The 19,387-nt window shown below is 69.7% G+C and carries 17 protein-coding genes; 12 read left to right on the top strand and 5 right to left on the bottom strand.

Annotated elements, in window-relative coordinates; all coding sequences use genetic code 11:
• Positions 1–12: 12 nt before the first annotated feature.
• From ACFWX1_RS11985 to ACFWX1_RS11975, 3 genes are read left to right on the top strand one after another with little or no spacing between them, the layout of a single operon-like run.
• Entirely contained in the window at positions 13–963 is a 951-nt protein-coding gene (locus ACFWX1_RS11985; RefSeq protein ID WP_378386448.1) for an alpha/beta hydrolase, read from the top strand.
• 31 nt (positions 964–994) lie between these two features.
• On the top strand, positions 995–1,441 hold the full coding sequence (locus ACFWX1_RS11980; RefSeq protein ID WP_378386446.1) for a GbsR/MarR family transcriptional regulator: 447 nt from the start codon (positions 995–997) through the stop codon (positions 1,439–1,441).
• Positions 1,442–1,449: 8 nt separating this feature from the next.
• Positions 1,450–2,259 (top strand): class I SAM-dependent methyltransferase, encoded by an 810-nt coding sequence (locus ACFWX1_RS11975; RefSeq protein WP_378386444.1) that lies wholly within the window; start codon positions 1,450–1,452, stop codon positions 2,257–2,259.
• Positions 2,260–2,272: 13 nt separating this feature from the next.
• Here ACFWX1_RS11975 and ACFWX1_RS11970 read toward each other — a convergent pair whose 3' ends face one another.
• The 3 genes from ACFWX1_RS11970 to ACFWX1_RS11960 form a co-directional block, all read right to left on the bottom strand.
• Positions 2,273–2,722 (bottom strand): maleylpyruvate isomerase N-terminal domain-containing protein, encoded by a 450-nt coding sequence (locus ACFWX1_RS11970; protein ID WP_378386442.1) that lies wholly within the window; start codon positions 2,720–2,722, stop codon positions 2,273–2,275.
• Positions 2,723–2,800: 78 nt separating this feature from the next.
• On the bottom strand, positions 2,801–3,532 hold the full coding sequence (locus ACFWX1_RS11965) for a dienelactone hydrolase family protein (protein WP_378386440.1): 732 nt from the start codon (positions 3,530–3,532) through the stop codon (positions 2,801–2,803).
• Between the two features lie 64 nt (positions 3,533–3,596).
• The gene (locus ACFWX1_RS11960; RefSeq protein ID WP_378386438.1) at positions 3,597–4,358 is read right to left on the bottom strand and encodes a maleylpyruvate isomerase family mycothiol-dependent enzyme; all 762 of its coding nucleotides are present in this window, start codon (positions 4,356–4,358) and stop codon (positions 3,597–3,599) included.
• Positions 4,359–4,425: 67 nt separating this feature from the next.
• Here ACFWX1_RS11960 and ACFWX1_RS11955 point away from each other — a divergent pair, with 67 nt between their 5' ends.
• Complete coding sequence (locus ACFWX1_RS11955; protein ID WP_378386436.1) at positions 4,426–5,334, top strand: MerR family transcriptional regulator; 909 nt, start codon at positions 4,426–4,428, stop codon at positions 5,332–5,334.
• Between the two features lie 428 nt (positions 5,335–5,762).
• On the opposite strand, the gene ACFWX1_RS11950 is transcribed toward ACFWX1_RS11955, so the two are convergent.
• Positions 5,763–7,022, bottom strand: coding sequence for a DUF222 domain-containing protein (locus ACFWX1_RS11950; RefSeq protein ID WP_378386435.1), 1,260 nt, complete (start codon positions 7,020–7,022; stop codon positions 5,763–5,765).
• Between the two features lie 1,010 nt (positions 7,023–8,032).
• Here ACFWX1_RS11950 and ACFWX1_RS11945 point away from each other — a divergent pair.
• The 6 genes from ACFWX1_RS11945 (at position 8,033) to ACFWX1_RS11920 (ending at position 16,056) form a co-directional block, all read left to right on the top strand.
• Complete coding sequence (locus tag ACFWX1_RS11945; protein WP_378386513.1) at positions 8,033–9,283, top strand: glycosyltransferase; 1,251 nt, start codon at positions 8,033–8,035, stop codon at positions 9,281–9,283.
• Positions 9,280–11,433 carry an ArnT family glycosyltransferase gene (locus ACFWX1_RS11940; RefSeq protein ID WP_378386433.1) on the top strand — a complete coding sequence of 718 codons (2,154 nt, stop codon included), beginning with the start codon at positions 9,280–9,282 and terminating at the stop codon, positions 11,431–11,433. Before ACFWX1_RS11945 ends, ACFWX1_RS11940 begins: the two co-directional genes overlap by 4 nt.
• A gap of 80 nt (positions 11,434–11,513) precedes the next feature.
• On the top strand, positions 11,514–12,251 hold the full coding sequence (locus ACFWX1_RS11935) for a response regulator transcription factor (RefSeq protein ID WP_378386431.1): 738 nt from the start codon (positions 11,514–11,516) through the stop codon (positions 12,249–12,251).
• Positions 12,248–13,726 carry an ATP-binding protein gene (locus tag ACFWX1_RS11930; protein ID WP_378386429.1) on the top strand — a complete coding sequence of 493 codons (1,479 nt, stop codon included), beginning with the start codon at positions 12,248–12,250 and terminating at the stop codon, positions 13,724–13,726. Before ACFWX1_RS11935 ends, ACFWX1_RS11930 begins: the two co-directional genes overlap by 4 nt.
• A 22-nt stretch (positions 13,727–13,748) precedes the next feature.
• Positions 13,749–14,918, top strand: coding sequence for a glycosyltransferase (locus ACFWX1_RS11925; RefSeq protein WP_378386427.1), 1,170 nt, complete (start codon positions 13,749–13,751; stop codon positions 14,916–14,918).
• Between the two features lie 106 nt (positions 14,919–15,024).
• Positions 15,025–16,056 carry a PQQ-dependent sugar dehydrogenase gene (locus ACFWX1_RS11920; RefSeq protein ID WP_378386425.1) on the top strand — a complete coding sequence of 344 codons (1,032 nt, stop codon included), beginning with the start codon at positions 15,025–15,027 and terminating at the stop codon, positions 16,054–16,056.
• Positions 16,057–16,060: 4 nt separating this feature from the next.
• On the opposite strand, the gene ACFWX1_RS11915 is transcribed toward ACFWX1_RS11920, so the two are convergent.
• Positions 16,061–16,792 (bottom strand): hypothetical protein, encoded by a 732-nt coding sequence (locus ACFWX1_RS11915; protein WP_378386423.1) that lies wholly within the window; start codon positions 16,790–16,792, stop codon positions 16,061–16,063.
• Positions 16,793–16,898: 106 nt separating this feature from the next.
• Between ACFWX1_RS11915 and ACFWX1_RS11910 the strand changes: the two genes are divergently transcribed.
• Together ACFWX1_RS11910 and ACFWX1_RS11905 are read left to right on the top strand one after the other, a co-directional pair.
• A complete protein-coding gene (locus ACFWX1_RS11910) occupies positions 16,899–17,540 on the top strand; it encodes a TetR/AcrR family transcriptional regulator (RefSeq protein WP_378386421.1) in 642 nt (213 codons plus the stop codon).
• Positions 17,541–17,623: 83 nt separating this feature from the next.
• Positions 17,624–19,279: a choice-of-anchor A family protein gene (locus ACFWX1_RS11905; RefSeq protein ID WP_378386419.1), complete on the top strand. Its 1,656-nt coding sequence runs from the start codon at positions 17,624–17,626 to the stop codon at positions 19,277–19,279.
• The last annotated feature ends 108 nt before the right edge of the window (positions 19,280–19,387 follow it).

The raw sequence follows: 19,387 nt of genomic DNA, 5'->3' as shown, positions 1-19,387 counted from the left end.
GGAGTGAGGTTCATGGTCGTTCGACCGGAAGAGGTCCGGTTCCCCAGTCTCGGCACGCGCTGCGCCGGTGACCTGTACCTGCCCGAGGGAGTCTCGGCGGAGACTCCGGCACCGGCGCTGGTGCTCGGCCACAGCGGCGTCATGGTGAAGGAGGCGCTGAGCGTCTTCGCGCCGTACCTCGTGCGCGCGGGGTTCGTGGTGCTGGCCATCGACTACCGCACGGTCGGGGCAAGCGAGGGGGAACCTCGGGGGCTGGACCACCCGGAACGGCAGGCCGAGGACTTCCGTAGCGCGATCTCGTACCTGAGGACGCGGTCCGAGGTGGAGCCCGAGCGGATCGGTCTGTGGGGCGTCAGCGTCGGCGGTTCCGTCGCGGTGCAGGCCGCGGTGCTCGACCGGCGGGCGAAGTGCGTCGTCGTGCAGAGCCCGAGTGTCTGGGACGGCTGGCGGTACCTGGAACGGCTGCTCGGCAGCGAGAAACTGCGTGCGCTGCGTGATCGGCTCGACGAGGACTGGGAACGCCGGTACCGCACGGGCGAAAGCGCCCGCGTCCCGCACCTGACGCTGGACCACGAGAACGTCAAGCACGGGCCGGAGCTGTCCGCCGAGTTGTTTCCCAGTTACCGCAACGAAAAGACGCTCGACTCCACCGAGCACCTGCTGACCTTCGCGCCGGAGAACCTGATCCACCGGCTCGCGCCGACGCCGCTGCTGATGATCGCGAACGGCGGGCACGACCCGTACCACCTGCTCGACGAGGCGCAGAGCGCGTTCGCCAAGGCAGGCGAGCCGAAGCGGCTCGAAGTGCTGCCGTATGACGTCCTCGGGCTGTACACCGGCTCCGGCCTGGAAGAGGCGATGCGGCTGGCCGTCGACTGGTTCGACCGCTACCTGCGCCGTACCCGCCTGGCCACCGCCACACCGGCGCCGACACGCGAGACGGTGGCCGCTGTGAAACAGTGATCGGCTGAGGACACGGGCGAGGAGTGGCGACATGGCTGACGAGGACCGGATCGCGCGATGGGTGGAGCGCGTGGCCACCTTCTGCGTCGACGAGTGGGGGCTGCCGCCCATCACCGGCCGGATCCTCGGCTGGCTGATGATCAGCGACCCGCCCGAGCAGTCCGCGGGCGAGATCGCCGACGTCATCTCGGCGAGCCGCGCTTCACTCACCTCCAACATGCGCTTCCTGACCGTGATCGGGCTGGTCCGCAAGGTCCGCCGCCCCGGCGACCGCACCGCGTACTACCGCATCGAGGACGACGCGTGGCAAAAGGTCATTCAGCGCAAGCTCGACAGCCTCGGCGCCTTCGGTGAGATCGCCGACGAAGGGCTCGCCATCGCCGGGACGGACAAGTCCCGCACTCAACGCATCCGGGCCGCCCAGGAATCCCTGACCTGGCTGCGGGACATCGCGGCCCGGAATCCCCTGAAACCCTAGGAACTCCCATGAGCGTCCGGCTCGATCTCGGACCGATTCAGGAAACACTGCTGCTCACCCTGCACGCCCGCGCGCTGGACAGCCGGGCGCCCGCCCCGATCCTCGGTGATGTCCGCTCCGCCGAGATCGAGGAGCGGATCGACTACGACTTCGCCAAGCTCAAGGTGAAGCCGAGCCTGATCACCGGCACCGCGCTGCGGGCGAGGAAACTCGACGACGCCGTCCGCCGTTTCGCCGGCGCCCACCCGGACGCCGTCGTGCTCGACCTCGGGTGCGGGCTCGACACCCGTGTCTTCCGCTGTGATCCACCTGGCGGCGTCGACTGGTACGACGTCGACTTCCCGGAAGTGGTGGCACTCCGGTCAAAGTTCCTTCCGGGCCGGTCGCGGCTGATCGGCGCGGATCTGAGCACGCCGGGCTGGGCGGGGGGACTGCCGGACGACCGGCCCGCGATGATCGTCGCGGAGGGCTTGCTGCCGTTCATGCCGGGGGACACGTTCCCGCGGATGGTCCGCGAACTCACCGGTCGCTTTCCGGGCGGGGAGCTGGTGCTCAACGGCTACACGCGGTTCGCGGCGTGGGCGATGAAGTACCACCCGTCGATCAAGGCGCTGAACATCAAGGCGGCGCAGGGCTTCGACGATCCCCGGGAGCCGGAACACTGGGGTGCCGGGCTCACGCTGGCCGAGGAACAGTTGCTGACCCGGGTGCCCGAGGTGGACATGTTTCCCCGGTCGTTGCGCGCGCTCACCCGGCTGATGGCGCGCAGCACCGCGCTTTCCCGGCAGGGCGGGCGGGTGTTGCGGTACCGCTTCTAGGGTTTTCGGCCCATCAGCCGGAGTAGCCGCTCTTGCCGCGACGTGCTCGGTGTTTCGTCGGGGGCGGCGAAGAAGCGATGCGTGGTCGTGCTCGCCGTCGGGCCTTCGTTCGCACGGCGAGCGCCTGCCGTCCGGGCAGCTTCCCCAACGGGTAGTCGAGAAGCCGGTCGAGCACGCCGGGCCGGGCGAATGCCTCAGCGCGTTGTTCGACAGACCGGATGTACGCGCCGACCGGGTCATCGCCGAGCGCGTCGGCGTCACGGAGCCGGAGGAACTCCGCGCTGCTGCCGCCCCCGGCGAGGTGGACGTAGTTGAGATTGCCGCGGGTCATGTGGTTGACCAGCACGCGGACGTTCCACTCCGTGCACGGTGTCGGCCAGGTCCACTGGCCCTGCCGGACGTCCCGCAGGCGTCGCTCGAAGTCGTTACTGGACAAGAGAAACCGGGCGGCAATAGTGTCCATGGGGGACAGTGTCGCCGGATCGGGCGGAGTCGACCGGCGGTTTTCGGACATCACCGTGGCGGGCCTGTCCGCCGGAAATCAGAGGGTCGCGCTGTAAAGGCCGGCCAGCGCCTGCCAATGGCGTTGCGCGGCGGCTTCGTCGTAGGTCGGATTGTCCGGGACGGCGAATCCGTGTTCGGCGGGGTAGGTCTCGACGCTGTGGCGTACCCCGCCGTCGGCGAGCGCGTTTTCCAGCCGAGCGAACTGTTCGGGCGGGAATGAGCGATCGTTCTCCGCCGCGGCCACGTGGACGGTGGCGCGGATGCGGTGGGCCAGCCGGTGGGGGCTGTCCGGCGTGTCGTCGGCAAGGTTCCCGCCGTGGAACGACGCCGCGGCCGCGATCCGGCCGGGGTGATGCGCCGCCGCGAGCAGTGACATGCGGCCGCCCATGCAGTATCCCGTCGTTCCGGTCGCGGTCCCGGAAACCTCCGGACGCCCGGCGAGAAAGTCGAGGAACGCGCCCGTGTCACGGACGATCATCTCCGTGGTCATGCCCTGGTAGAGCGCGTCCAGACGGTGCCGTTCGGCCGGATCGCCGAACACCGTGGCGACGTCGAACGGGGCCCACTCGGTGCGGTAGTAGACGTCGGGCAGCAACACGGTGTACCCGAGCCCGGCGAGCCGGTCGGCCATGGCCGCGAAGGTTTCCCGGACGCCCGCGGCGTCCGGGAACAGGATCACTCCCGGCGAACTGCCGCCACCCGGCGGGGTGTGCAGGGTGGCGGCGCAGACGCCGTCCTCCGTGCCGATGGCGACATCCGTGCGAGGCATGCGGTCAAGCTATCGCCGGCGGCCTCGGCGCACAGCGGATATCGCTGACGGCGGAACGCGGACGTCACAACGCGGTGGCCGCCAGCCAGTGGTCCAGCAACTCGCGATCGCCGGTGACCTCGACCCGATGGTCACCGGGTGGCAGACGGCGGGCGAGCACCAGCATGAGGTCCCGCACCGGCCCGGTCACGGTGACGTCGGCGCCTGCCGCCGAGCGGTCCCAGCCGAAGCCGTCCGGGGTGCGGGTGATCCGCCACCCGGCAGGCAGATCCCGGGGGTGCCACCGGAGGGTCTGACCGTCGCCACGCAGTTCGGCGAGCGCTGCTCTCAGCGACGTCGCGTTCGGTGCGGACAGGATGTCCATGGCTTCGCTGATCACGTCCTCGGCGAGGTCGGCGGCGATCTCGTACGGCTTTCCCGCGGTGAGCGCCGCGTCGGCGTGGTGCACGACCGTTTCGGCCAGCATCCGGCGCAGCCAGAACACGGCGGGACGTGGTCCGATCGGTGTCCACAGAGGACTCGAAGCACCGGCTTCGCTTACCGCGTCGATGAGTTCGGCGGCGCCGTCGCGCAGCCAATGCGGCCATCTCGGCGGCTCACCGGGCTCGGCGAGTAGCGGGTCGGGGAACGCGGCGGCCGCGCGAGTGCGCACGATATCCGCCGCCCAGCGATGCGCCTGCCCGAGGTGGCCGACCAGGTCCTTGACGGTCCACAGTGGACAGGTGGGCACCGTGGTACCCGCCGGCACGTCTTCGACGACGGCGGCGACCGCGTCGGCCTGTTCGCGCAGGCCCTCGGCGAGCCGGTCGAATCCGAGAGTTTCCATGTGCGTTGCTCCTTTTCTGACGTGTCCGTACGGTAGAAATTCCACTGGGGTGGAGGTTCGACGAAAAGTGACCGAGGACACATCGCTGGGGATCGGTGAGCTGGCGCGGCTGACCGGCGTCCCTGTGCGCACGATCCGGTTCTACTGCGACGAGGGCATCGTCGACTCGGCACGCAGCGCGGGCGGGCACCGCAGGTTCGACGCCTCCGCCGTCGAACGTCTCGGCCTGGTGCGGCGGCTGCGCGGGCTCGGCCTGGGACTGCCTTCGATCACGCGGGTGCTCACCGGCCAGCGTTCGCTCGCCGAGGCCGTCGCCGCCGAGCGGGCCACGCTCGACGTCGAGCTGGCCGCGCTCGCCTGGCGTCGTGCCTCGCTGCGTGCCGTCGAGGAAGCCGCGCCGGCGGACCGGGCGGCCCGGCTCGACCTGCTCGCCGCGGTCCAGGACGGCACCGCTGCCCGTGACACGCTCGCGACGTTCTGGCGCCGCTTCTACCTGGGCCCGGTGCCGGACGACACCGTCGACATGTTCCTGTCCGTGAGCGTGCCGCAGCCCCCGCCGGACCCGACTCCCTCGCAGGTGGTCGCCTACGCCGGGCTGGTCACCCTGGTCGGAGACCCGGCGTTGCGGCGTCGGCTGCGTACCCGCGCACAGCTCGTGTCGGAGCTCATCCCTGATGAGAGCGCGCTGCACTCTGCGGTCGGCGAGGCCTGCGAACTGGCCCGGCTGCTGGTGCTCGCCGGCCGTCGTCCCGGACCGGGCCCGGCCCTCGACCGGTTCGTCGCGGCTTACGCGTCGGCCCGGCGAACCCGGGACACTCCGTTGTTCCGGCGCGAGTTGGTCGCGCACACCGCCGCGGACCGCGATCCGCGCCTGCGCAGGTACTGGGCGCTGGTCGGCGAGGTGACCGGCGAGCCCGTCACAGTCGGCACGAGCCACCACTGGCTGCTCGACGCGCTGAAGCATTCGGCCCGCTGAACGAGCGCGGTTCGCGACCGGCGGGGAATGGCTGTGCCGAGCTGTGGCGCTTCGCGGAGGTATGCCTCCATGCGGCAATCCCGGGGTGGTCGACCATCGAGGTGCCTTCGGTCGCTGGATGCTCTCCAGTCGAGTTCCAGGATGGCGAAGACAGTGGCCGATAGTTCGCGTCCGAGGGCGGTCCCGCTGCTGAAATGGGTCTCCTTCGCGCCAGGGCGGAGCCGTGGTGGCTCTCTGGCTGATGCGCCGGGGCGACGGTTCTGGCCGGTGCGTTGGCGACTGCCTGTGTGGTGAGTACGGCTAAAGTCTTGGTGTAGAGCGAGTTTCCACCCCGCCTGCTTGGTGAGTGGGGCATGAGGCGAGGCAGCGCCTACCAAGGCACAGAACCCGGGCGGCGTCGTCACCTTCGGGCAGTCACTCCAGGTGACTCAGGTTCTGAGGTGGATGGTGTTGCGTCGTGGTGTGCGGGTGGCGTCCAGCCAGGTGGGCGGTATGAATTCGGGTAGTCCGTCGGTGGTGATGCGGACTTCCCATTCGGAGTGGTGGATGAGCTTGTGGTGGACGGAACATACGAGGACGAGATTGTCCACTTTGGTCTCGCCATGGTGTGCCCAATACACCACATGGTGCGCCGTGCATCGGTAAGCGGGCGCATCGCACCCCGGGAACGCGCAGCCACCATCCCGGCGGGTCAATGCCCGGCGGATGGCGGGGGTGGCCAGCCGTTGCGCCCGGCCCACGTCGAGGGGTTCGCTGTGCGAGCCCAGCACCATCGGGATAACTTTCGCGTCGCAAGCCAGCCGCCGTGCTTCGGCAGCGGTAATCTCGCCGAGTAGGTCGAGGGTGGCTTGTCCGATCCCGGACCGCAGCTGTTCCAGGCTGACTGTCACGACAATGTGGGTGGCTTCCCCGGCTTGCGTGGGCAGGTCGGGGTGTTCGGCCCACATCCGCACCAGTTCCGAGAACGCGCAACCCCGCCGCTCCCACTGGGTTCGGGTGTCGCGCCCCTCTTCCTCGGTGGCCGGGCGAGGCTTGGCGAGCGGATCCAGCATCGCTTGGAGCCGGGCGGAGGTTTCATCGTCGACCCGGGCTTTGATCTGGTGCCCGCCATCACGATGCGGTGCGATGGAGAATTCCGGCTGGAAGGGTTTCGGTTCCCGGGTTTTGGGCTCTTTCCCGTCGGGGTCGAGTTGGGCGAGCAGTCGTCGTCCGGCGGCGCGGATTTCGCGTGGTCCGGCGGCGCGGGCGAGTTCGGCGAGGATTTTCTCCGCCTGTTCCCGGTCCTCCATCGACACGGTCTTGGGGAGCTTGTCGAGTACACGGAGGATTTCGTCGATCTGCGCGGCGCCGACCGCGCCCTCGGCGGCGGCCTGCGCGGTCGCCGGAGCTTGCGGCGGTTGCTCGCCGCTGGTGAGGTCGCGGGTGCCGTTCAACGCTAGTGCTCGCGCCGCGCGTGCTTTCGCTTCGGCGTAGGGGATGTTCAATGTCTCTTGCAGTAGTCGCACGAGGCTGCCGTAGCCGGTGGTGTCGCGTATGCCGCGGCGTTCGAGTTCGGCCATGACCTCGCCTTGTACCGCGGCTTCGCGGCGCTGCGCACACTCGGACTCCAGGAGCCTGTCCAGCAGGCAGTCGACATCCTCGCGCCACCACTCGGTGCGCGATGCCTGGGTGCTGCTGTCGACTGACATACCTCCACGATACGCCGCCCGATCGAACATGTGTGCTATCGATCGGGTGAACCTGAAGCACGCACTTTTCCTTGCTGTATAAGGGTTTTCAATCATTTCGCGTCCGCATCGCGTAAGGCGGGCGCAGTGAGTGCCGAATGCACTGGGTTGGTGTGCAGTGCTGGTGCGGCAGCCTGACAACTGCCTCTCCGGCAGACCGGCCCGCGCCGGTTGCGGGATGCCGCCGAAGCCGTGGGCCGCTGGTGGCAAGGCTGCGGTAAGCCGCCGATTTCGGTTTGGCAGTGGACCGTCACCCCGGAGCGTCAGACGGTCCAGCTCGCCCGTGACTGGTGACGCCCCCCCCCGCGCTTACGGGGAGCACGTGAAGGAAATCCGCTCCGGCCGGACAACTGCCTCTGACTCCGGACCTCACCGTATTCGCGGGACACCTTCTGTCCGACGACACGTACCGAGCAAGCGTCGCGCGCTGCCGACTCGCCCCACGAAAGTAGAGCTGGTCTCGGCACCTGCCGTATTCGTGGGTCGAACGGGTCAAGCCCGGCGGTGACCGGTTCCTGGTCCGGCTGGCTGGTCCGCGACGGTTGTGGGATGTCGTCAAAGCCACGTGCCGCTCATGACCGGTGCGTTTTCCGGCCTGAGCGCGGCATATGGCTGACGTCCCCGCGCATGCGGGGAGCACGGCGCTGACGAGACGGCGGCGACCATCGCCGCGGGGCCAGCCCCGCGTATGCGGGGAGCACACTTCTTGACCAGCGTCTTCAGAGCAATATCACCGGGTTTCGTTCACTTTGACCGGCTCATGCCGAATCCCGCGTCCCAAGGAGTGGACGGCCGAACCACGACGGGGTGAAGATCAGGACATCGCGCGCCAAATCGACCACCCGGTTGCCGATTCACAGGTTCCTTTGAGGTTGTGCCCAGGCTTCTCCCGCACCGGCCCGACATACCTGGAGTAGGCCCGAGGGACGGGCAGTGCGACGGATCGGGGACGGGTGGTCGGCTTGAGTGGTGTGATCGCGCCAGGGGAACGTGCCGGGGGCGGGGGTGCCCGCGGACCGGCCGGGCGGACGGCGACGGTCGACGTCGTGATCCCGGTGTACAACGAGGAACGGTCGTTGCCGGGGTGTGTCCGGGTGTTGCACGAGTATCTCAGCGAGCAGTTCCCGTTCGAGTGGACGATCACCGTGGTGGACAACGCCAGCACGGACGCGACCCACCAGATCGCCACCGCGCTCGCCGAGGAGATCGAGGGCGTGCGGGTGCTGCACCTGGACCGCAAGGGCCGGGGCCTGGCGCTGCGGACGGCGTGGGGCTGGAGCGACGCCGACATCGTCGTCTACATGGACGTCGATCTGTCCACCGGGCTCGACGCGTTGCTGCCGCTGGTGGCGCCGCTGACCAACGGGCATTCCGACGTCGCGATCGGCTCGCGGCTGGCGGCCGGGTCGCGGACGGTGCGCGGGCCCAAGCGCGAGCTGATCTCGCGGTGCTACAACTGGCTGATCCGGATGTCGCACGGGGCGGGGTTCACCGACGCGCAGTGCGGGTTCAAGGCCGCGCGCACCGACGTCGTCCGGCCGCTGCTGGAGCACCTCGAGGACGATTCCTGGTTCTTCGACACCGAACTCCTCCTGCTCGCCGAGCACAACGGCCTGCGGGTGCACGAGGTCCCGGTCGACTGGGTCGAGGACACCGACGCCCGTGTCCACGTGGCGAGCACCGCGCTCGATGACGTCCGCGGGCTGATCCGGGTGGCCAGGAACAAGGCGAGCGGCGCGGCGAAGGTGGCCGAGCTGCCGCGACGGCCCGATCCCGCGCCGATCCATCCGGACGCCGTGCTCGCGCGCCGGGAAACCGGGCTGCTGTGGCAGATCCTGTCGTTCGCGCTGATCGGGGTGATCTCGACCGCCGCGAACCTCGCGCTGTACGCGTTGTTCCGCACGGTGTGGCCGTTGCTGGTGGCCAATTTCGCGGCGCTGACCATCACGACGTTGTTCAACACCGAGGCGAACCGGCGGTTGACGTTCCTCGGCACGCGTGGATCCACCGGGCGCGTGCATTTCCAGGGACTACTCGTTTTCGCGCTCTATTACGCGTTCACTTCGGGCGCCCTGCTCGCGTTGCACGCGTTCGTCTCACACCCTTCGACCGCGCTGGAACTGTTCGTGCTGCTGGTTTCTTCGGCGATCGGCACCGCTGGGCGGTTCGTGCTGCTCCGCGGCTGGGTCTTCAAACACACCGAAAGGAAGGCGTCCGCATGACCACCGCCGCCCGGCCCATCGAGGACGAGGCCGCCCCACCGGAGAAGACGACGACGGCGTCCGCCCAGGCCAGATGGCGGCCGTACGCGCTGGCGGCGATCGTGGCGCTGGCCCTGCTGCTCTACGGCTGGGGTCTCGGCTCGGAGGGCTGGGGGAACACGTTCTACTCGGCCGCGGTCAAGTCGATGGGGCAGAGCCTGACGAACTTCCTCTTCGGCGCCTACGACCCGGCCGGTGTGGTCACTGTGGACAAACCGCCGATGGCGTTGTGGCCTCAGGTGGTCTCGACCTGGATCTTCGGCTTCCACGGCTGGTCCTTGCTGCTGCCCCAGGTGATCGAGGGCGGCGCGGCGGTCTTCCTGCTGCACCGCACGGTCCGCCGGTGGGCGGGGGAGAACGTCGCGCTACTGGCCGCGTTGATTCTCGCGCTCACCCCGATCACGGTCGCGATCAACCGGGACAACAACCCCGACACGCTGCTCGTCCTGCTGTGCGTCGCCGCGGCCTACGCGTTCACGCGGTCCGTGGAACCGGGGATCACCTCCCGCAGCGCGACGAAGTGGTTGCTGCAGGCCGCTTTCTGGTGCGGCTGCTGTTTCGTCACCAAGATGCTGGCCGGGTGGATGATCGTGCCCGCGCTCGGGCTCGCGTACCTGTTCGGCCGGAACGCGCCGTGGCAGCGCAAGGCGCTCGACCTGCTGATCGCGGCCGGTGTCCTGCTCGTCAGCTCGCTGTGGTGGGTCGCGCTGACGGCCTGGTGGCCGGGCGAGAAGCCCTACATCGGCGGCAGCGCCGACGGTTCGGCCCGGGACCTGATCATCGGCTACAACGGGCTCGGCCGGGTCTTCGGCCAGCAGATCGGCCCGAAGGGCAGCGCGGGCGGTCCACCGCCGGGCGCCATGGTCGGCGGGCCTGGCGGGCCTGGTGGCGGACAGGGGCCCGAGTTCACCGTGGGAGGCGGTTTCGGGGGTGACGCGGGGCTTTCCCGGTTGTTCGGCAGCGAGGTCGGCGGGCAGATCAGCTGGCTGATCCCGGCCGCGCTGCTGGTGCTGATCGCCGTCGCGGTCGCGGGCCTGATCCGGTGGCGCCGCAAGGAACCCGCGGATCACTTCGGGCGCGCGGGCTGGTGGCTGTGGGGTTCGTGGCTGGTGGTGATCGGCCTCGTGTTCAGCTACCAGGAGGGCATTTTCCACTCCTACTACACGACGCAGCTCGCGCCCGCGATCGCCGCGCTGATCGCCGCCGGGGCTGCGGTGTTCTGGCGCTACTACCGCGCTCCTGCCGGATATTCGTGGCTGCTGCTCCCCGCCGGTGTCGCGCTGACCGCGGTCTGGGCGTGGGTGGTGATCTCCCGCGACACGTCTTGGCACGGTTGGCTGCGCTACGCCGTCGCGGCCGCCGGGGTGCTGACGGTGGCTGGGCTGATCGTCGCCCGGCTGGTGAAAACCGTGGCCGGGGCGCGGGTCGCCGCGGTGCTCGGCGTGGTCACGGTGCTGGTGACGCCCGGGGTCTGGTCGGTCGCCAAGGCGGTGACGTCCACCGGCGGCGGGCTCGGCGGTGGCACCCTGCCCTCCGCCGGCCCGAACACCGGGTTGCCGGGCGGGCTCCACATCGCGGGCAGCGGGCCGGGCATGCCGAACGTGCAGGAACTCGAACAGATCATGACCACGGGCAAGACGCCCGGCGGACGCCGGATCGGCGGAGCCGAGCTTTCCGAGGAGCAGCGCGGAATCCTCGACTACGTCACCGCGCACAGCGGCGACGCGAAGATCAAGCTCGCGGTCGAAGGCGGCTCGATGGGCTCGGCGGGTTACATCATCAACAGCGACGCCACGATCATCGGCATGGGCGGGTTCATGGGCGGTGACAACGCGCCCAGCGTCGACAAGCTGGCCGCGTGGCAGCGCGACGGTCAGCTCGGGTTCGTGCTCAGCAGCGCCAAGGAGGACGCGAACAAGCAACAGGGCCGCCGCGGCGGCGGGCTCGGGATGTCGGACGCGTCGACAGCGCGTATCGCGTGGGTCCAGCAGCACTGCACGGTGGTGCCGCCCAGCGCGTACGGCGGTTCCGCGCCCGAGCCGCGGAACGGGCAACGGATGATGCTGCCCGGCGGCGAGTCGGACACGCTGTACGACTGCCGGGGCAAGTAAGTGTCACTCGAACGGGTGAGTCGCCGGGAGGGACGCCGTGGTTCACGCGGACTTCCCGGTGACTCGCCCATCCTGAACCGATGACCGAGACCACCTCGCAGCCCGCCACCGTGCTGGTGGTCGACGACGAGCCGAACATCCTCGAACTGCTTTCCGCCGCGCTGCGGCTGAGCGGGTTCGAGGTGCACTCGGCGGACAACGGCACCGAGGCGATGGCCATCGCCGCCCGCGCCGCGCCGGACATCGTCGTGCTGGACGTGATGCTGCCGGACTACGACGGGTTCACCGTGGCCACGATGCTCCGCGCGGCGGGGAACCAGGTGCCCGTGCTGTTCCTGACCGCGCGCGACGCCGTCGAGGACCGGATCGCCGGCCTGGTCGCCGGCGGGGACGACTACGTCAGCAAACCGTTCAGCCTGGACGAGGTCGTGCTGCGGCTGCGGGCGATCCTGCGCCGGACCAAGAGCGGCGAGGGCACCGAGGAGTCCGCCGCGCGGCTGCGGTACGCGGATCTGGAGCTGGACGAGGACGCGCATGAGGTGCACCGCGGCACGCGGCCGATCCGGTTGTCGCCCACGGAGTTCAATCTCCTGCGGTACCTCATGCTCAACGCCGAGAAGGTGGTCAGCAAGGGACAGATCCTCGATCGGGTGTGGCATTCGGAGTTCGACCGGGACAGCAGGATCGTCGAGTCCTACATCAGCTACCTGCGGCGCAAGATCGACGCGCACGATCCGCCGCTGATCCACACCATCCGCGGCGTCGGCTACACGCTCCGGCTCGCCCCGGGCCGGGCGGACGACCGGCCCGCGCCGTGATCCGCCGTCGTCGCTGGACGCTGCGGACGCGCCTGCTGCTGGCGCTGCTCGCGCTGACCGCGATCGGGCTCGCCGCGTTCGGGATGCTGAGCGTGACGCTGCTCGACAGGTCCCAGCTCGACCGCGTCGACAGCCAGCTGGCGGCGATGGCGGCGAACGTCGCCTCGCCGGACCGTCCGCCGCCGCGCCCGCCGGTGGAACTGAACTCCGCGGAACGCCTGCCGACGGACTTCCGCGTGTTCTTCTTCCAGACCGCCGGCGAACTGACCGATCAGGTCGGCGTGGCCAGCGGGATCGCCTCCGTGCCGGAACTGCCGCCGATGGACGCGGCGTCGGTCCGGGAGCGGGCCGGCACCCCGGTCACCGTCCCGGACCGCAGCGGTACCGGCGAATGGCGGGTGCGCACCGTGGTCCAGGCACCCACCCCGGCGCAACCCCGGGGTGGCACCGCCGCCGTCGCGCTGTCGCTGGACACGGTGAACGCCACCACCGCCAAACTGCGCACCATCGAGCTGGCCGCGGGATCGGTGCTGCTGGTGATCATCGGCCTGACCGCGACCTGGCTGGTCCGGCTGGGGCTGCGGCCGCTGACCAGGATCGAGCACACCGCGAAGGCCATCGCGGACGGCGAGCTGGACCGCCGGGTCGTCGAGGACGACCGCAACACCGAGGTCGGCAGGCTCGGCGCGGCGTTCAACGTCATGCTCACGCGGATCTCTTCGGCGCTGAAGCAGCGCGAGCAGTCCGAAGACCGGCTACGGCGTTTCGTCGGCGACGCCTCGCACGAACTGCGCACGCCCCTGACGTCCATCCGAGGTTTCGCCGAGCTGTATCGCAAAGGCGGCGCCGAGAACGAGGCCGACGTCGAACGGTTGATGGGCCGCATCGAGAGCGAGGCGATCCGGATGGGCCAGCTCGTCGACGACCTCCTGCTGCTGGCCAGGCTCGACCAGGAACGCGCGCTGGACTTCACCGAGATCGACCTGGCCGTCCTCGCCGAAGACGTCGTGCTCGACGCGCGGGCGCGCGCTCCCGAACGCGAGATCTCCTTGTGCCGCCCGGAAAAGCCGGTGCGCGTGCTCGGCGACGAGCACCGCGTCCGGCAGGTCATGACGAACCTGGTCGGCAACGCGCTGGTCCACACCCCGGCCGCGGCGGGCATCCACGTGTCGGTCGGCTTCGAGCCGGCGAACCGCCGGTCGCGCAAGCCCGCGGCCGAAGCCGGCGGGCAGCCGCCGAAGACGTCGACGCTCGCGGTGTTCGAGGTCCGAGACGAGGGGCAGGGGATCCCGCCCGGCGAGGCTTCCCGGGTGTTCGACCGCTTCTACCGCGTGGATCGGGCACGCTCGCGCGGTGGCACCGGGCTCGGCCTGGCGATCACCGCGGCGATCCTCGAAGCACACAACGGCCGGGTCCAGGTGCACACGCGGCCGGGGAAGGGGACGACCTTCCGCGTTTTGCTCGCGCCCAGCTGACCGGCTGCGTAGATTCTGGCGGATGCGTCTCCTCTTCTCCTCCGGCGCCGGGCACAGCCACATCGCGCCGATGCTGCCACTGGCCACCGCCGCGCGGGACGCGGGGAACGACGTGGTGTTCGTGACGGGTTCCGGCGCGACGCGGTACCCGGAGGCGGCGGGCCTGCACACGGTCGCGATCGACGGGTCGCACGATGGCGTGTCCGCCCGCTACGCGGAGAAATATCCGCTCGAACGCATCAGGACGCTGCCGCGCGACGAAGCGTTGTCGGCGATGATCGCGTACTACCTGGTCGGCGTGGGCGCGGGCGGGCGGCTCGGCGAGATGCTCGCGTTCGTGCGGGACTGGAAACCGGACCTGGTGGTCGGCAATCTCGCCGAACGCGCCTCGGTACTGGCCGCGGACCTCGCCGGGGTGCCGTATGTCATGCACGCCATCGGCCCGCCCAAGACGGCCGAGGTCATGGCGGCGGCCTGGGAGGTGGCGCACGAACTCGTGCGGCCGTACGGCGTCGAGCGGCTGCCGTCGCGCGAAGGTGTGCCCTATCTCGACATCTGGCCGGACGAGCTGTGCCCGCGCGACACCGCCTGGGAGTATCCGACGCGCTGGCCGCTGCGCCCGGAGAACGTCGTTCCCGTCGAAGCGGAACGTCCCGCCTTGCTGGCCGGAATGCCTTATGAGCGCACGGTTTACGTGACCTCGGGCACTTCGCACAATACGCGGCCCGGTGTCCTGGAGGCGATGATCGCCGGGCTGCGCGGAGTCGAGGCCAACGTGATCGTCACGATCGGCTGCGACGGTGACCGCGCCCGCTTCGGGTCGCAGCCGGATCACGTGCGGATCGAGCACTTCGTGCCCCAGGAACAGCTTCTGTCCTTTGTGGACGTCGTGGTGTGCCACGCTGGCGCGGGCACGATTCTCGGCGCGCTCGCGCACGGCGTGCCACTGGTGGTCGCGCCGCTGGGCACCGACCAGTTCGACATGGCCGATCAGGTCGTCGACGCGGGTGCCGGCCTGCTCGCGGGCTCCGGGGCGCCGTCGGAGGACGCGGTACGCGTGGCCGTCCGCGAGATTCTCGGGAATTCGTCGTTCCGGGAACGGGCAGCGGTGATTGCCGGGAAAATCACCGCGATGCCCACGACGATGGACATCCTCGACCGGCTGAAGGCGTACACGGCAAGCGCTTCCTGACGATTTCGGAATGGCGGATTTCCGACTGCTTTCTGGTCACGGCCTTGCCGGTGCGCCACCATGGCTGCGACCGGGCAACCACGTGGTGTGACCGTGGGAGGACGCTGTGAAGCTACGCCGGATTTTCGTTGCCGCCGCCTGCGTACTGGCCGCCGGGCTCGGTGTTCCCGCTCCCGCCGGAGCGGCGCCGCAAGCGGTCCGGACCATCGTCGGCAACCTCACGGTCCCGTGGGGCCTGGCGTTTCTGCCCGACGGGACCGCGCTGACCACCCAGCGCACCACCGGCCGGGTGCTTTCGATCAAGGGCGGGACGGCGACGGAGGTCGCGAGGATCCCCGGCGTGCAGCCGACCGGGGAAGGGGGATTGCTGGGTATCGCCGTTTCCCCGGACTACGCCACCGACGGCTGGCTGTACGTCTACTACACGGCGGCGTCGGACAACCGGATCGCCCGCTTCAAACTCGGTGGCGCCGCGCCGCAGCCGATCCTGACCGGGATCGCCAAGAACTCCTTCCACGACGGCGGCGGGCTGGCCTTCGGCCCGGACCGGATGCTCTACGCGACGACCGGGGACGCGGGCACCCGCGCCAACGCGCAGAACCTGAACTCGCTGAACGGCAAGATCCTGCGGCTGAAGCCGGATGGGACGGCGGCGCCCGGGAATCCGTTCAACTCGCGTGTCTACAGCTACGGGCACCGCAACGTGCAGGGCGTGACCTGGTCGCCGGAGGGGCGCATGTACGCCTCGGAGTTCGGCGAAAACACCTGGGACGAGCTCAACCGGATCGAGGCGGGGAAGAACTACGGCTGGCCGAACTGCGAGGGCAAATGCGGCAATCCGTCCTATGTGGACCCGCTGCTGGTCTGGCCGACCAGGCAGGCCTCGCCCAGCGGAATCGCCGTCTACAAAGGATCCGTCTATCTCGCCGCGCTCGCCGGGCAGCGGCTCTGGCGGGCACAGCTCACCGGGGACGGCGGCGTCGGGCAGCCGCAGTCGCTCTACCAGGGGCAGTACGGACGGCTGCGCGCCGCGGCCGTGGCGCCGGACGGCACCCTCTGGTTCAGTACGAGCAACCGGGACGGCCGCGGTTCGCCGGGGTCCACCGACGACCGGATCCTGAGCACCGACGGAAACTGACGATTCAGCTGTTCGCGCCGGTCCGTGGTTTCGCGACGATGGTGAGTACGGAACCCACGGACCGGCGCGGCGCGTTCGTGAGGTCGCGCTCGGGATCGATCAGACGACGTCCGGCGAGCCAGGCGACGGCGCCGAGCACGAAGCCGTACGCCGCCACCAGGCCGTGCCCGTTTTCCTGCGCGAACCACAGCGTCAGGCCGAGCGCGGGGACGCCGAGCGCGAGCAGCCTCTCCTTGGCGACGCGGCTTCGCACCAGGAGCGCGGCAGCCAGCGTCGCGCCGAGAAAGTACGTCGCACCGGAGCTCCCGGCGAAATTGCGGGGATCGGTGCTGCCTTCGGTCGCGCCGAACAGCGCGTCGACGAGCTGAGGCAGGAAGATGCCCGAGGCGACCAGCGCCAGCATCAGCGGCCCGCCCCAGAACCACTCGGCGAGGGCGGCGATGACGGCGAGGGTGATCAGGTTGTAGACCGCTCCGATCGGACCGCCGTTTTGCATGAACACCGACGTGACTACGCGCCACCAGCCCGTTTTCGCCGGGTCGGCGTCGAAGGCGTCCATCGCCCCGCTCCAGCAGAGCTGCGTGACGACCCCGGCGACGGCCACGGCGGTGAGCCCGGCCGCGCACCACGGGAGGCGCCGCCGGGCGATCGTTTCGGCGCCGACGACCGTCCGGCCGCTGAGGAACAGCAGCACCATCAGCGCCGCCGTGGTCAGGTTGTACAGCACCGCATCCATCGTCCCACCCCAGTTTTGAACACTGTTTGAATCCTGTCGCGAATGACCGTAGCAGGCGGGCCCGGCAGATTCAAACGCTGTTTGAAAGATGCGCTACGCTGGGTCCGTGAAGCTCACCACGGACCGGATCATCGACGCGGGCATGGCCACCTTCGCGGAGGTGGGGTACCAGGCGCTGTCCATGCGGCAGGTGGCCGAACGGCTCGACGTGCACGCCGGGAGCCTCTACTACCACGTGCGGAACAAGAACGCGCTGCTCCAGCTGATGGCCGACCGCGTGGCCAGGCAGGCCTACGACGCCGGGACCGCCGTGCTCGCCGGCTTACCGGCGGACGCCGGCTGGCAGGCGCGGATCGAGGCGCAGGCGAGGACGTTGCGCGAGAGCATCAAACGCCATCCCGGCGGGGCGATCCTGCTCGCCGACAGTCCGAAGGTGCTCAGCGAGGGTGCGCTGGCGCTGATGGAACGGTTGCTGCGGACCCTGGCCGATGCCGGGGTGCCCGAGCGGGAGCGGATCATCGGGGCCGACACGGTACTCAGCTATGTCACGGGTTTCGTGCTGCAGGAACAGAGCGAGTCCGCCGCCCCGGGGGTCGGCGCCGGTTCCGCCGATCTGGTGGAGCGTTTTCCCTTGACGGTCGAGGGCGCATCGATGTACGAAGAGGACGAGATGTTCGCCAGGAGCATTCGCCTGCTCTGCGAAGGAATCGGAAATCTCCCCGGCGGAAATGCGGATAGCGGCGAATAGGCTGTGGTGGCCATCTCGCCCGGTCGGGGGTATTTTCGCGGTCCGATTGGGTGTTCGCCGCCGGTCCGCACAAGAATCCACCCATGCGCGCAAGGCGGTTTGCTTCGATCTCAGCCAGTGTTGCCGCCGCGGTGTGCGCGGTGGCCATTGTGGTCACCCCCGGCGGCGCGGTCGCCGCGCCGTTGCCCGGCGGGCTCGGCCCGTGTGTCGGCGACGATTGCCCCAATCCGTATCCGCCGGTCCACAATGGCGGGATTTCCGGCCACGACAACGGCATCAACGTCTTCGTCGGCGGCGACATGCGGGTGCGCGAGGCGGCCGCGGAGGCCGAGGGCAGGGTCGTGGTCCTCGGTGGTTTCGACATGGCGAAGCGGCCCGGCGCGTCCTCCATCTACAACGTCGGTGAGGCCGGGGTGGGGTCGCGGGTGCCGCCGCCGGCCGGCGCGGACTACCTGACCACCGGCGGCAACGTGAGCATCGCCGATGGCCAGCGGCTGCTTGCCGAGGGCGGCGTCGTCCGGCACGGGGGAACGCTCACCGGCACCGTCGTCGGCACGCCGAAGGCCGACCCCGACGCCGCCAAGCCGTACGCGAATCTACGTACCGAACTGCGCCTGGCCAGCCAGTGCTACGCGCGCCAGGACACCCAGCCGCGGCCCGCCACGGGCACCGCGGTCAACCAGGGTTATCAGACCTTGTTCACCGGCGACGGGAAATCCGCGCTCCAGGTGTTCAACGTGGACTTCGACATCACCGGGCCGACCGGCGGAATGCAGGGAATCTCGTTCGCGGGCATTCCGGACGGGGCGACCGTGCTCGTCAACATGACCGGCGGCGCTCGCACGATCAACACCTACAGCGGCGACCTCGGTGACCAGGACCCGATCAACAAACTGCGGCAGCGGCTGCTGTGGAACTTCCCGGACGCGACCAGCGTGCGGATCGCCGGTGGCGCGCAGTTCCAGGGCAGTGTGCTGATCGGCAATCCGGGCAGCCTCGCCACGATCACCCCGTCCGGCATGAACGGCCGTTTCTTCACCACCGGATCGCTCCTGCACACCTCGGAGCCCAATGGCGGCGGTGGCCAGGAATTCCACAACTACCCGTTCACCGGCGACCTGCCCGACTGCGCCACCGCGCCGACCACGACCCCGACGACGCCCACCACGCCGACGACGAGCACGACGTCCACAACGTCCACGACCTCGACGACTTCTACGACGTCGACCAGTCCGACGACGAGCACCACGTCGACGAGCCCGACCACCAGCACCACGCCGACCACTTCGACGACCAGCACCACATCGACGAGTCCGACGACGAGCACGACTTCTACGACGTCGGCCACCTCGACGACGAGTACGACTTCGACCAGTTCGACGAAGAGCACCAGCCCGACCACGTCGAGCACGACTCCGACGTCGAGCACCACCACGTCGAGCACCACGCCGACGACGTCGACCGGTCCGACGACGAGCCGGACCACGACCAGTGGCACCACGACGTCCGGCACGAGCAGTACGTCCAGCACCACGCCCGCCCCCGGGGTGACCACCGGCACCACCCCGGATCAAGGGGTGGGGCCGGGGACCGGGCCCGGCGGTGGTCCGTCCGGTGATCAGCCGCTGGCTTCGACCGGCACCGACATCCGCGGCACGCTGATCGCCGGGGTCTTCCTGCTGACCCTCGGCGGTGCCCTGGTGGCGGTGACGATCCGGCGCAGGCGCCGCGAATCCTGACCGGGGATTCCGAACGGGGGCGGTGGGGCGCGAACACCCCCAACGAGCGCGGGAAGGGGGGGGGGGGGGGCGCGGGGATGAGAGTTTTGAGACGCTCGCAGTGAAACA

The organism is Amycolatopsis sp. NPDC059021, assembly GCF_042739895.1.
Lineage (GTDB): Bacteria > Actinomycetota > Actinomycetes > Mycobacteriales > Pseudonocardiaceae > Amycolatopsis.
The sequence above is the reverse complement of the archived record's forward strand: the minus strand, read 5'-3'. Positions and strand labels throughout refer to the sequence as shown.